The following is a 12,019-nucleotide window of genomic DNA, read 5'->3' as shown; positions in this document are numbered from 1 at the left end:
GATGTGGCTCAGAACGCCGTGAGATAGCTGTCGAGCTCCCACGGGCTCACCGAGCTGTGATAGGCGAAGAACTCTTCTCGCTTGGCGTTGGCGAAGTACGCGGCGACGCCGGCGCCGACACTGTCGAGCACGCCGGTCACCACCGGGTCGGTCTCGAAGTCCTCGACCGCGTGCAGCAGGGTGGGCGGCAGCGGTCGGGTGCTGACCCCTTGGCCGACGGCCCCGGGGTTGGTGCTGCGCTTGATGCCGTCGATGCCGGCGCCGAGGGCGGCTGCGATCGCGAGGTAGGGGTTGGCCGAACCGTCGCCGCCCCGCATCTCGATGCGCTCGGAGTCGGGTACCCGGATGTAGTGGGTGCGGTCGTTGCCACCGTAGGTGGGTAGCCGCGGCGCCCAGGACGCTCCCGATGACGTCGTGGCGGCACCGGTTCGCTTGTAGGAGTTCACCGTCGGCGCGACGACGGCCTGCAGCGCACAGGCATGCTCGAGGATTCCGCCGATGAAGCCGTAGGCGGTGTCGGAGAGTCCCAGACCCCTTTGGTCGTCTGCGGCCGGGAACACCGGGGTGCCGCCGCTGGTCAGGGACAGATGGAAGTGCAACCCGTTACCGGTCTTGTCGCCGAACGGTTTCGGCATGAAGGTGGCGATCATCCCGCGCTCGGCGGCGATCATCGACAGCAGGTAGCGCAGGGTGATGACCCGGTCTGCAGTGGTCAATGCGTCGGCGAACTTGAAGTTCTGCTCGAACTGGCCATTGCCGTCCTCGTGGTCGTTGGCGTAGTTCGACCAGCCCAGCTGGTTCATCGCGCTCGACACGGCGGTGAGGTGGTCATACATCCGGGTCACACCGCGGGCGTCGTAGCAGGGTTGGGCGGCGGTGTCGGCGCGGTCGGCCACCGAGACGGTGCCGTCGTCGTCGCGGCGCAACAGGAAGTATTCGACTTCGGCCCCGACCCACGGTTCGAAACCGGCGTCCGAGCAGCGCTGAATCAGGGACTTGAGGATGACCCGGGGTGCGAACGGCCAGGGCGCTCCGTCGACGTGCGGGTCGCAGTGCACGATCGCCAGCCCCTCTTTGATGAAGGGAATGGGGGTGAAGGACTCCGTGTCGGGCAGCGCCATCAGGTCGGGGTCTTTGGGCTCCTGGCCCATGGCGCCGACGGCGTACCCGGCGAAGCCGACACCTTCGGTTGCCAGTAGGTCGACGGCTTCCACCGGAACCAGCTTGGCGCAGGGCTTTCCACGGAGGTCGACGAAGAGCGCGAGGATGAACTTGGTCCCGGCGCTGTGGGCCAGCTCGGCGAGTTGTGTGGTCATCTGAAATCACCTGTCTCTTGTTAGGAATCAAAGTATCAGGCAGGGAAACATCCTGCGCGGCGAAGGCCCCGTTCACCGGACAGTTACCGCCGCGGCTGTTACGCCAAGCGACGCGCTACGTTTCGGCGGGGTAACGAGCTGCGAAGGAGCGCACGACTACGGTTGGTCGGGTGTGTACGCGTGTGGTCTATCTGGGTACCGGCGAACGGATTGTGACCGGACGATCCATGGACTGGGTGGTCGAGATCGGAACGAACCTTTGGGTGTTGCCCCGCGGCACCACCCGGCACGGCGACGCCGGCCCCGGCTCGGCGACGTGGGTGTCGAAATACGGCAGCGTCGTGGCGACCGGTTACGACATCTCCACCACCGACGGGCTCAACGAGGCAGGACTGGGCGCTTGCCTGCTGTGGCTGGCCGAGTCCCGCTACCCCGACAGTGCCGGTGACGGGAGCAGCCCGGCGTTGTCGGTGGCGCTGTGGGCGCAGTACATGCTGGACAACTTCGCCACGGTGGCGCAGGCCGTCGCCGCGCTGACGGCCACTCCGCTGCACGTGATCAGCGCTGAAGTCCCCGGTCAGAATCGGCTGGCGACGGTCCACTTGGCCCTGTCGGATGCCGGTGGTGACAGCGCCATCATCGAGTACATCGACGGTGTCCAGGTCATCCACCATGGGCGCCAGTACCAGGTGATGACCAACTCTCCGACCTTCGACAAGCAGCTCGCGATCACCGAGTACTGGGACCAGATCGGCGGCACGGTGATGCTGCCAGGAACCAACCGCGCCGCCGACCGGTTCGTGCGCGCCTCGTTCTACGTCAACGCGGTGCCCAAGACCGCCGATCCGCTGGAGGCTGTCGCGGTGACACTCGGCGTCGTGCGCAATGCCTCGGTGCCCTACGGGATCACCACACCCGACGAGCCCAATATCTCTTCGACACGCTGGCGTACCGCGATCGACCACACGTCGCTGCGGTACTTCTTCGAATCGGCGTTGTCGCCGAGCACCTTCTGGGTGGACCTGAAGAACCTCGACTTCGGTGACACCGCGCCGACCAAGCGTCTGGTCCTCGGCGAGGGGCAGAAGGCGGTGTTCACCGGTGAGACCAGCGCGCAGTTCGAGCCGGCCGAACCGTTCACGTTCCTCGGGTTGTCGGCCTAAGGGCCTGCTGACTGCGGCAGTCTGACCACCAGGTCGTCCAACGGCAGCCGGTATCGAGGCTGATGATCGCGCTCGGCGATCTCGGATGCCACCTCGGAGTAGTCGCCGAGGTGGCCGACGGCGATCACCATCAACGGGTCCAGGCGGTCCGGGAGTCGGAAAGCCTCGGCCGCCGCGGCCGCGTCGAAGCCGGCCATCGGGTGGGTGATCAGCCCGCGCGAGACAGCCTCGATGGTGATGTTGGCCATAGCGGCACCCGCGTCGACTGCGGCGTAGCGCCGCGTCTTGTCGTCCTCGCCGGCGTCGGCGCACAGCATGATCAACGCGCCGGCGGCCTTGGCGTAGCTGTTGCCCCGTTTGAGCAGCCCGGCCACGGTGGCGAACGTCGGGTCTGCACGGACGCCGACAACGAAGCGAATGGGTTGCCGACGGCCCCACGTCGGAGCCCATCGTGCGGCCTCCAGCAGCGCAATCAGATCGTCTCGGGGCACCTGCGCGACGGGGTCGAACGCGCGCGGACTCCAGCGTTGGGCGATGGGAGGATGGATCGGCACCGAGGTGTCGGCCAGCCGACCGCGCGGAGCTGCGGACACCCACCGCACGCTACCGGCCGGCAAAACCAGGTGCGCGCTGCCTTTATCCTTTATGGGATTCCCAGGTCGCGAAACGGTAGTGAAAGGTTGTGCAGTGGCGCTCGTCGTACAGAAGTACGGCGGATCCTCGGTGTCCGACGCCGAGCGCATCCGCCGGGTGGCCGAGCGCATCGTGGAGACCAAGAAGGCCGGTAACGACGTTGTCGTCGTGGTCTCGGCGATGGGCGACAGCACCGACGAGCTGCTCGATCTGGCCAAACAGGTCAGTCCCGCTCCACCGGCGCGGGAACTGGACATGCTGCTGACCGCCGGGGAGCGGATCTCCAACGCACTGGTCGCCATGGCGATCGAATCACTGGGAGCCCAGGCGCGGTCGTTCACCGGCTCGCAGGCCGGGGTCATCACCACCGGCATCCACGGTAACGCCAAGATCATCGACGTCACCCCGGGCCGGCTGCGCCAAGCACTCGACGAGGGCCTGATCGTGTTGGTAGCCGGATTCCAAGGCGTCAGCCAGGACACCAAGGATGTCACCACGCTGGGCCGCGGCGGCTCCGACACCACCGCGGTCGCGGTGGCCGCGGCACTGGATGCCGACGTGTGCGAGATCTACACCGACGTCGACGGCATCTTCACCGCCGACCCGCGCATCGTGCCCAACGCCCGCCGCCTGGACAACGTCTCGTTCGAGGAGATGCTGGAGATGGCTGCCGCCGGCGCCAAGGTGCTGATGCTGCGCTGCGTCGAGTACGCCCGCAGGTTCGACCTGCCCATCCACGTCAGGTCGTCGTACTCCGACCGGCCAGGCACACTCGTCAAAGGATCGATGGAGGACATCCCGATGGAAGACGCCATCCTCACCGGAGTTGCGCACGACCGTGGCGAGGCCAAAGTGACCGTGGTCGGCCTGCCCGACGTCCCCGGCTATGCGGCGCGGGTGTTCCGTGCCGTGGCCGACGCCGACGTCAACATCGACATGGTGCTGCAGAACATCTCCAAGGTCGAGGATGGTAAGACCGACATCACCTTCACCTGCTCGCGGGAGAGCGGTCCCGGGGCGGTGGAGAAGCTGGTTTCGCTGCAGGAGGAGATCGGCTTCACCAAGGTGCTCTACGACGACCTGATCGGTAAGGTGTCGCTGATCGGTGCGGGCATGCGCTCCCACCCCGGCGTCACCGCGACGTTCTGTGAGGCCCTGGCCAACGCGGGCATCAACATCGACCTGATCTCAACCTCCGAGATCCGGATCTCGGTTCTGATCAAGGACACCGAGCTCGATCGCGCCGTGGCGGCGCTGCACGAGGCATTCGGTCTCGGCGGCGACGAGGAAGCGGTGGTCTACGCCGGGACGGGGCGCTGAGATGCCAGGGCGAGCGAAGCGACGGGACAAATAAATGGGACTCTCGATCGGTGTGGTCGGCGCGACCGGCCAAGTCGGCCAGGTGATGCGGACTCTGTTGGCCCAGCGCGAATTTCCTGCCGATGAAGTGCGGTTCTTCGCCTCGGCGCGATCGGCGGGCAAGAAGCTCGAATACGGTGGTCGTGAGATCGAGGTCGAGGACTCCGAGACTGCCGACCCGTCCGGCCTGGACATCGCCCTGTTCTCGGCCGGGGCGACGATGTCGCGGGTGCAGGCACCGCGCTTCGCGGCCGCCGGTGCGGTGGTGATCGACAACTCCTCGGCGTGGCGCAAGGACCCCGACGTGCCGTTGGTGGTGTCAGAAGTCAACTTCGACCGCGACGTCGCCGATCGGGTCCGGTCCCTGCCCAAAGGCATCATCGCCAACCCGAACTGCACCACCATGGCCGCGATGCCGGTGCTCAAGCCGCTGCACGAGGAGGCGGGGCTGGTCCGCATGATCGCCTCGACCTACCAGGCGGTTTCGGGCAGCGGGCTGGCCGGGGTGGAGGAGCTGTTCGGCCAGGCCAGTGCGGTCGTGACAGGCAGCCGCGACCTGGTGCACGACGGCGGCGCGGTGGATTTCCCGGCGCCGGACAAGTACGTCGCACCGATCGCGTTCAACGTGGTCCCGCTGGCCGGTTCGCTGGTCGACGACGGTTCCGGCGAGACCGACGAGGACCAGAAGCTGCGCAACGAGAGCCGTAAGATCCTCGGCATCCCGGACCTCGCGGTGTCCGGCACCTGCGTGCGGGTGCCGGTCTACACCGGGCACTCCCTCTCACTCAATGTCGAGTTCTCTCAACCATTGTCGGTGCAGCAGGCCACGAAGCTGCTGGATTCGGCCCCCGGTGTGAGGCTGGTCGACGTTCCTACGCCGCTGGCCGCCGCGGGCGTCGACGAATCGCTGGTCGGCCGGATCCGGCAGGATCCCGGCGTACCCGGCGGCCGCGGGCTGGCGCTGTTCGTCTCGGGCGACAACCTGCGAAAAGGCGCGGCGCTCAACACCATCCAGATCGCCGAGTTGCTGGCCACCCGGTTGTAAGTTCCCCGCCGTGCGCCGACGTCGTACTCCACGCGCGATTGTCGCGGCGTTGGCTGCGTGGTGTGTGGTGTCGCCGGCCGCGTGGGCCACACCGCAGGACGCGGTGGTGGGCCCCCTGCTGCCCGGCCAGGTCATGCGGCTGGCGCCGGTGGCCGGAACCGGGACTGCCACCGCCGACTACGGTATCGGCGCCACCGACCTCTGCGAGTTCATGGAGTTCCCCAGCGGAATCCTGCAGGTGTGCGGCGACAGCTTCGCCGGGCAGGGAGTGGGCTACGGCGGCTGGTATTCGCCGATCGCGTTGCGGGTGGTGGGTGCGTCGCTCGAGGAGGGTGACGTGCGCTACGACGGCGTGACCGGGGTGTATGAACCGCTGCTGGCCGACCCGGCGCCACCGGGCGTCTCGCAGCTGCCGGCCGGAGTGATCGAGATCAATCGCCAGAACTGGCTGATGGTCACCACCACCAAGACGCTGCGGCCGCAGACCTCACGACTGGTGAAAGCCGAAGCTGGACAAGGGCAGTGGGAAACGGTGCCGGGATCGGTACGGGAAGCCGGCCATGCCGGCGGTGCACAGTCGCAAATCAGTGGTTACTACGACCCGATTCCCACCCCCGACTCGCCCCGTGGGTGGGTGTACATCGTCGCCAACAACTTCGACCGCAGTGCGCCGGTGTCGCTGTATCGCGCCACGCCGCAGAACTTCACCGACCGTTCGGCATGGCAGGGGTGGGACGGCGGTGACTGGGGCAAGGACCCGGCGCCGCTGTGGCCCGACCGCGTCGGTGAGCTCAGCGTCCGCCAGATCGACGGTGCGACCGTGCTGTCATACTTCAACGCCTCCACCGGCAACATGGAGATCCGGGTGGCCAACCACCCGACGCAGCTGGGTGCCGCGCCGGTGACCACCGTGGTCGTTGCCGCACCCTGGCCGGAGCAGGTGGAGATCCTGCCGCCCCCCTATGACAACCGGCTGGCCCAGCCCTACGGCGGCTACATCTCGCCGCGATCGACGCTCGACGACGTGCGGGTGTTCGTCAGCCAGTGGAACACCACCCCACGCGGCGGCACCCCGTACCGGGTCATCCCGTTCGCGGTCAACCCGTTCAAACCCTGGTAAGCGCTCATAGCGGATTCACAGCGAGGACCTAGCCGTGGCTGTGGATGGCGGCGAACACTCTCGATCATGAGTGAGACGACACCTCCACAGCAGCCCGAACCCGCCACCGCACCGATCGGCACACCACCGCCCGTCGAGCCGCCAACGGTCTACGTCCAACAGCCACCCAATCGGCTCAACAAGGTCGCCGCCTGGGTCGGGATCGTGGCCGGCATCGTGTTCGTCGTCGCCGTGATCTTCGGCGCCGGCGTCTTCGTCGGCAAGAACGTCGGCAGCGGCCCACGCCACCACCCCGGCCCCGGACTGGTGGTGCATCCGGGCCCCCCGATGGGGCCGATGGGCCCGATGGGCCCGCGCGGAGGGTTCGGCCCCGGCGGACCGATGATCGGAGCACCAGGTCAGCCAGGCGCTGCGGCGACGACACCCCCGACCACCGCGCAACCGCGGCCCTGACAGAGTCGCGGTCGGCTGGGTGGATCGGCCGGCATTCGGGTACCCGGGCAGGTGAGGACAACTGCCCAGCCCAAGCCGCCCTGCCGCTAGGAGATGAGATGACAGACAAGTTCGCGACGACCGACGCCGGCGCCCCGATCCCCAGCTTCGAGCATTCACTGACGGTCGGATCCGACGGGCCCATCCTGCTGCAGGACCACTACCTGATCGAGCAGATGGCCAACTTCAACCGGGAACGCATCCCGGAGCGGCAACCACACGCCAAAGGCGGGGGAGCCTTCGGAGTCTTCGAGGTCACCCACGACGTCAGCGCCTACACCAAGGCGGGGTTTCTCCAGCCCGGGGTGAAAACCGAGATGGTGGCCAGGTTTTCGACGGTGGCCGGGGAACGCGGCAGCCCGGACACCTGGCGCGATCCCCGCGGCTTCGCGCTGAAGTTCTATACCGCCGAAGGCAACTTCGACATGGTCGGCAACAACACCCCGGTGTTCTTCGTCCGTGATCCGATGAAGTTCCAGAACTTCATCCGCAGCCAGAAGCGGATGGCCGCCAACAACCTGCGCGACCACCATATGCAGTGGGATTTCTGGACGCTCTCACCCGAATCCGCACACCAGGTCACCTGGCTGATGGGCGACCGCGGCATCCCCAAGACGTGGCGGCACATGAACGGCTACTCCAGCCACACCTACAGCTGGCTCAATGCCAACGACGAACTGTTCTGGGTGAAGTACCACTTCAAGACCGACCAGGGCATCGACTTCCTCACCCAGGAGGATGCCGACCGGCTCGCCGGTGAGGACGCCGACTACCACCAGCGGGACCTGTACAACTCGATCGAGGACGGTAACTTCCCGAGCTGGACGCTGCACGTGCAGATCATGCCGTTCGAGGACGCGAAGACCTACCGCTTCAACCCGTTCGACCTGACCAAGGTGTGGCCGCACGGCGACTACCCGCTGCACGAGGTCGGCAAGATGACGCTGAATCGCAATGTCGTCGACTACCACGCACAGATGGAGCAGGCGGCGTTCGAACCCAACAACATCGTGCCGGGCACCGGCCTGAGTCCCGACAAGATGCTGCTGGCTCGCGGATTCTCCTACGCCGACGCCCACCGGGCCCGGCTAGGGGTCAACTACAAGCAGATACCGGTCAACGAACCGCAGACCGAGGTCCGTGCCTACAGCAAGGACGGCGCCATGCGGATCCGCAACGCGCCCGACCCGGTCTATGCGCCGAACTCGATGGGCGGACCGGAAGCCGATCCCCGTCGCGCCTCCGAGGTGCATTGGGCCTCCGACGGCGACATGGTCAGAACCGCCTACGCCCTGCGCGCCGACGACGATTGGGGCCAGGCGGGCACCATGGTCCGTGAGGTGCTCGATGACGAAGCGCGGGAACGACTGGCGCACAACATCATCGGCCACGTGCTGGACGGTGTGAAGGAACCTGTGCTGTCGCGGGTATTCGAATACTGGCGCAACGTCGACCCCGACCTGGGCAAGAAGGTCGAAGAAGGCGTGCGCAACGGCGGTTAGGGTGCGGCCTGGGTTGCGCCGAGTGTACGAAAGATGACGGAAAACTGCGATTTTCCGTCAATAAGCGTGCACTCGGCGCACCATCTCAGCCCTGACCTTGACCCGGGTACGGCAGCAGCGCCATCTCACGGGCATTCTTGATGGCTGTGGTGACCTGGCGTTGCTGCTGCACCGTCAGGCCGGTCACCGACCGGGACCGGATCTTTCCGCGCTCGGAGATGAACTGGCGCAACGTCGAGGTGTCCTTGTAGTCGACATACTCGATGCCCAGGGTCTTCAACAGGTTGCGGCGCTTCTTCGGCGGCGCGGCCTCGCGCCGCTTGGCCTTGCTCGATGTGCTCTTCACCTGCGGGCTCACCAGCTCGACTTCCGGACTCCGGGCAGTTGGCCCTGATGTGCGAGCTCGCGCACCCGGACCCGAGACAGCCCGAATTTGCGAAGATGTCCACGTGGCCGGCCGTCGACCGAGTCGCGGTTGCGCAGCCGAACCGGGCTGGCGTCGCGGGGTTGACGATTCAGCTCCGATTGGGCGGCGAGCCTGTCCTGGGGTGTGGTGGCCGGCGACTTGATGATCGCCTTCAACTCGTTTCTGCGTTCGGCATAGCGGGCGACAATCTCGCGTCGTCGTTCGTTCTGGACGATCTTGGACTTCTTGGCCATCAGCGCTCCTCTCGGAAGTCGACGTGTTTGCGCACCACCGGGTCGTACTTGCGCAGCGTCAAGCGGTCCGGGTCGTTGCGGCGGTTCTTGCGGGTGATGTAGGTGTAGCCGGTTCCGGCAGTGGAGCGCAGCTTGACCTTCGGACGGATCTCGTTGCGTGCCATCAGATTTTCTGACCTTCCCGGCGCAGCCGCGCCACCACCGACTCGATGCCGTCACGATCGATGATCTTGATGCCTTTGGCGCTGACCCGCAGCCGGATGCGCCGCCCCTCCGAGGGCAGAAAGTACGTCTTGGTCTGGATGTTGGGGTTCCAGCGACGGCGGGTGCGGCGGTGCGAGTGCGACACCGAGTTGCCGAAGCCGGGCGCGCGACCGGTGACCTGGCAAACAGCGGACACAGCAGCTCCTTTCTTAATGAAAACGGTTTTCGACAAGCCGGTAGTCGAACTGTAGCGTGAACCCACGGTCAATTGAAAATCATTCCCATCTCTGAGGAGGTTCCATGCAGAGGCGCACCCCGGTCGTGGTGGTGGCCGGACAGTGCGACGCCGATGACGTCACCGGTGCTCTGTTGTCCAGCGACGGCACGGCGGTGGTGGAACACCGGTTCGACGGACACGTGGTGCACCGCAAGACCACATTGATGCAGAACGGACTGCCCACCGCCGCGGAGGAAGTGCTGGAGCTCACCAACTGCTGCCTTTCGTGCACGGTGCGCGACGGACTCGTCTCGCACCTGCGACGACTGCACCGCACTCCCGACGTCGCCCGCATTGCGGTGCGCCTGGACCCGTGGATGGAACCGGAACCGGTCTGCTTCGTCCTCACCCGGTCGCCTGCGGCCCGCGACGTGACGGTGTCGGCGGTCGTTGCCACCGTCGACACCGCGACCTGGCTCACGCAGGCCGTCGGTGACGATGAACTCGACGACGGACGAACTGTCGCGCAGGTGGTGGTGTCCCAGGTCGAATTCGCCGACGTCGTCGTGCTCACCGAGCCGGACCCCGACACCCTCGCCGTCGCCCGTCGGCTGGCCCCCAGGGCCCGGATCACCGTCGGCGCACAACGGCTGAATCTTGCGCTGGCCAACCTGGACATCGACGCGCGCCGCGGTCGCAGCGATGACCTGCACGGATCCCTGCTGGCGGGCCAGCCCCCGCTTGCCGAGGCCGGACCGGTGCGCCTCGTCGAGTTCGCGGCTCGTCGGCCCTTCCACCCCGCGCGGTTGTACGCAGCCGTCGACGCACTGCTCGACGGTGTGGTGCGCAGCAGGGGCAGGGTGTGGCTGGCCACCCGTCCGGAGCAGGTGATGTGGCTGGAGTCGGCCGGTGGCGGCCTGCGCCTCACCCCGGAGGGAAAGTGGTTGGCCGCCATGTCATCCCAAGAGGTTGCCTACGTCGACCCGGAACGACGCGCCATGGCCGATCTGATCTGGGAACACCGGCACGGTGACCGGCACACCTCGCTGACCGTGCTGGTATGTGGGGCCGACCCCGACGAGATCCTCGCGGCCCTGAACGGGGCGCTGCTGACCGATACCGAGATGGCGCGCCCGCAGGACTGGTGCCGTTACGAGGATCCGTTCGGCGGGCCTGCCGATCAGGCTCAGCTGGCATGATCGCAGAGATGAGTATCGACGTCGTCTACACCGCAGAATCCACCGCGAGCGGAGGCGGCCGTGACGGCCACGTGAAATCCGCTGATGGCAAGCTCGACCTCGACACCCGCCCACCGAAAGAAATGGGTGGCAGCGGTGACGGGGTCAACCCCGAACTGCTGTTCTCCGCCGGTTACTCAGCCTGCTTCCTGGGTGCGCTGCGACTGGTCGCCAAGAACGAGAAGGTGACCCTCGACGAGGCCAGCGGAATCACCGCCAAGGTGGGTATCGGCAAAGACGATGACGGTGGGTTCGGACTGACCGTCGAGTTGATCGGGTATCTACCCGGACTCGACCAGGGCGCTGCCGAGGACCTGATGAACAAGGCCCACGGCGTCTGCCCGTACTCGAAAGCCACCCGCGGCAACATCGACGTCACGCTGCGCGCGAAGGTCTGAGATGCGTGGCGTAGTCGCAGTCGGCGCTGCGGTCGGGGTCGCTGCGGCGTTGCTGTCGGCGGCCCCGGTCGCAGCGCGCCCGTCTGACCCCGGCGTGGTCAACTACGCGGTCCTGCCGAAAGGTTCGGTCGGCAACATCGTCGGTGCCCGGATGGGATTCGAGTCGACGTTCTCGCGACCGTTCCAGGCGTACTGGGTCGACAACCCGGTCTGCAACAACTGGGCCGACATCGGCCTGCCCGAGGTGTACAACGACCCCGACCTCGCCGCGTTCAACGGCGCGGTCACCCAGCAGTCACCGACCGACTCGACGCATCTGGTCAAACAGGCGGTTGGGGTGTTCGCGACCGCGCAGGCCTCCGAGCGCGCGTTGCGCCGTGTCGTCGACCGCACGGCCGGTTGCGCCGGACAAACCACTGCGATGCACCTGGACAACTTCACCACCGAGGTGTGGACGTTCGCCGCCGGCCCGGTCTCGGCCACCGACGTCGACTGGGTCAAGCAGGAGGCCGGCACCGACCGACGCTGCTTCGTCACCACTCGGTTGCGGGAGAACGTGCTGCTGCAGGCGAAGGTCTGCCAGTCGGGCAACGGTGGTCCTGCGGTGAACGTGCTGGCCGGTGCGATGCAGAACCTGTTGGGGCAATAGCGAATCCACATACCGCCTACGCT

At 66.7% G+C, this 12,019-nt stretch carries 15 protein-coding genes; 9 read left to right on the top strand and 6 right to left on the bottom strand.

Annotated features, from left to right (window positions below; translation table 11 throughout):
* Positions 1-8: 8 nt before the first annotated feature.
* Complete coding sequence (glnT, locus tag KXD98_RS24240; RefSeq protein WP_260760858.1) at positions 9-1,316, bottom strand: type III glutamate--ammonia ligase; 1,308 nt, start codon at positions 1,314-1,316, stop codon at positions 9-11.
* 170 nt (positions 1,317-1,486) lie between these two features.
* Here glnT and KXD98_RS24235 point away from each other — a divergent pair, with 170 nt between their 5' ends.
* Positions 1,487-2,479, top strand: coding sequence for a linear amide C-N hydrolase (locus KXD98_RS24235; protein WP_260760857.1), 993 nt, complete (start codon positions 1,487-1,489; stop codon positions 2,477-2,479).
* Here KXD98_RS24235 and KXD98_RS24230 read toward each other — a convergent pair.
* On the bottom strand, positions 2,476-3,072 hold the full coding sequence (locus tag KXD98_RS24230; RefSeq protein WP_260760856.1) for a nitroreductase family protein: 597 nt from the start codon (positions 3,070-3,072) through the stop codon (positions 2,476-2,478). The genes KXD98_RS24235 and KXD98_RS24230 overlap by 4 nt on opposite strands.
* A gap of 94 nt (positions 3,073-3,166) precedes the next feature.
* On the opposite strand from KXD98_RS24230, the gene KXD98_RS24225 reads away from it, so the two are divergent.
* The 5 genes from KXD98_RS24225 (at position 3,167) to KXD98_RS24205 (ending at position 8,630) form a co-directional block, all read left to right on the top strand.
* On the top strand, positions 3,167-4,432 hold the full coding sequence (locus KXD98_RS24225; protein ID WP_260760855.1) for an aspartate kinase: 1,266 nt from the start codon (positions 3,167-3,169) through the stop codon (positions 4,430-4,432).
* A gap of 34 nt (positions 4,433-4,466) precedes the next feature.
* The gene (locus KXD98_RS24220) at positions 4,467-5,516 is read left to right on the top strand and encodes an aspartate-semialdehyde dehydrogenase (RefSeq protein ID WP_260760854.1); all 1,050 of its coding nucleotides are present in this window, start codon (positions 4,467-4,469) and stop codon (positions 5,514-5,516) included.
* Positions 5,517-5,526: 10 nt separating this feature from the next.
* Positions 5,527-6,636, top strand: coding sequence for a DUF4185 domain-containing protein (locus KXD98_RS24215; RefSeq protein ID WP_396881971.1), 1,110 nt, complete (start codon positions 5,527-5,529; stop codon positions 6,634-6,636).
* Positions 6,637-6,702: 66 nt separating this feature from the next.
* Positions 6,703-7,089 (top strand): hypothetical protein, encoded by a 387-nt coding sequence (locus KXD98_RS24210; protein WP_260760853.1) that lies wholly within the window; start codon positions 6,703-6,705, stop codon positions 7,087-7,089.
* 98 nt (positions 7,090-7,187) lie between these two features.
* Positions 7,188-8,630, top strand: a complete 1,443-nt coding sequence (locus tag KXD98_RS24205) for a catalase (RefSeq protein WP_260760852.1) — start codon at positions 7,188-7,190, stop codon at positions 8,628-8,630.
* Between the two features lie 85 nt (positions 8,631-8,715).
* Here the strand turns inward: KXD98_RS24205 and rpsR are convergent, their stop codons facing one another.
* Genes rpsR through rpmB form a run of 4 tightly spaced genes read right to left on the bottom strand, consistent with a single transcriptional unit; the run spans position 8,716 to position 9,690 of the window.
* Positions 8,716-8,976, bottom strand: a complete 261-nt coding sequence (gene rpsR, locus KXD98_RS24200; RefSeq protein ID WP_260760851.1) for a 30S ribosomal protein S18 — start codon at positions 8,974-8,976, stop codon at positions 8,716-8,718.
* Between the two features lie 8 nt (positions 8,977-8,984).
* Positions 8,985-9,290 (bottom strand): 30S ribosomal protein S14, encoded by a 306-nt coding sequence (rpsN, locus tag KXD98_RS24195; RefSeq protein WP_260760850.1) that lies wholly within the window; start codon positions 9,288-9,290, stop codon positions 8,985-8,987.
* Positions 9,290-9,454, bottom strand: a complete 165-nt coding sequence (gene rpmG, locus KXD98_RS24190) for a 50S ribosomal protein L33 (protein WP_260760849.1) — start codon at positions 9,452-9,454, stop codon at positions 9,290-9,292. Before rpmG ends, rpsN begins: the two co-directional genes overlap by 1 nt.
* A complete protein-coding gene (gene rpmB / locus KXD98_RS24185) occupies positions 9,454-9,690 on the bottom strand; it encodes a 50S ribosomal protein L28 (protein WP_260760848.1) in 237 nt (78 codons plus the stop codon). The genes rpmG and rpmB overlap by 1 nt, the downstream gene beginning before the upstream one ends.
* Before the next feature lie 104 nt (positions 9,691-9,794).
* On the opposite strand from rpmB, the gene mrf reads away from it, so the two are divergent.
* Genes mrf through KXD98_RS24170 form a run of 3 tightly spaced genes read left to right on the top strand, consistent with a single transcriptional unit; the run spans position 9,795 to position 11,996 of the window.
* The gene (mrf, locus tag KXD98_RS24180) at positions 9,795-10,910 is read left to right on the top strand and encodes a ribosome hibernation factor-recruiting GTPase MRF (RefSeq protein ID WP_260760847.1); all 1,116 of its coding nucleotides are present in this window, start codon (positions 9,795-9,797) and stop codon (positions 10,908-10,910) included.
* 8 nt (positions 10,911-10,918) lie between these two features.
* Positions 10,919-11,347 carry an organic hydroperoxide resistance protein gene (locus KXD98_RS24175; RefSeq protein ID WP_260760846.1) on the top strand — a complete coding sequence of 143 codons (429 nt, stop codon included), beginning with the start codon at positions 10,919-10,921 and terminating at the stop codon, positions 11,345-11,347.
* 1 nt (position 11,348) lies between these two features.
* Positions 11,349-11,996, top strand: a complete 648-nt coding sequence (locus KXD98_RS24170) for a sensor domain-containing protein (RefSeq protein WP_260760845.1) — start codon at positions 11,349-11,351, stop codon at positions 11,994-11,996.
* Positions 11,997-12,019: the final 23 nt, after the last annotated feature.

The sequence above is a fragment of the Mycobacterium sp. SMC-4 genome (genome assembly GCF_025263265.1).
Lineage (GTDB): Bacteria > Actinomycetota > Actinomycetes > Mycobacteriales > Mycobacteriaceae > Mycobacterium.
This window is presented reverse-complemented; position numbering and strand designations above follow the sequence as displayed.

Excerpts from the sequence above, each read along its gene's own strand:
- glnT (WP_260760858.1), bottom strand. The coding sequence starts at position 1,316 with ATGACCACACAACTCGCCGAGCTGGCCCACAGCGCCGGGACCAAGTTC.
- KXD98_RS24220 (WP_260760854.1), top strand. The coding sequence starts at position 4,467 with ATGGGACTCTCGATCGGTGTGGTCGGCGCGACCGGCCAAGTCGGCCAG.
- KXD98_RS24210 (WP_260760853.1), top strand. The coding sequence starts at position 6,703 with ATGAGTGAGACGACACCTCCACAGCAGCCCGAACCCGCCACCGCACCG.
- KXD98_RS24205 (WP_260760852.1), top strand. The coding sequence starts at position 7,188 with ATGACAGACAAGTTCGCGACGACCGACGCCGGCGCCCCGATCCCCAGC.
- rpsN (WP_260760850.1), bottom strand. The coding sequence starts at position 9,290 with ATGGCCAAGAAGTCCAAGATCGTCCAGAACGAACGACGACGCGAGATT.
- rpmG (WP_260760849.1), bottom strand. The coding sequence starts at position 9,454 with ATGGCACGCAACGAGATCCGTCCGAAGGTCAAGCTGCGCTCCACTGCC.
- mrf (WP_260760847.1), top strand. The coding sequence starts at position 9,795 with ATGCAGAGGCGCACCCCGGTCGTGGTGGTGGCCGGACAGTGCGACGCC.
- KXD98_RS24175 (WP_260760846.1), top strand. The coding sequence starts at position 10,919 with ATGAGTATCGACGTCGTCTACACCGCAGAATCCACCGCGAGCGGAGGC.
- KXD98_RS24170 (WP_260760845.1), top strand. The coding sequence starts at position 11,349 with ATGCGTGGCGTAGTCGCAGTCGGCGCTGCGGTCGGGGTCGCTGCGGCG.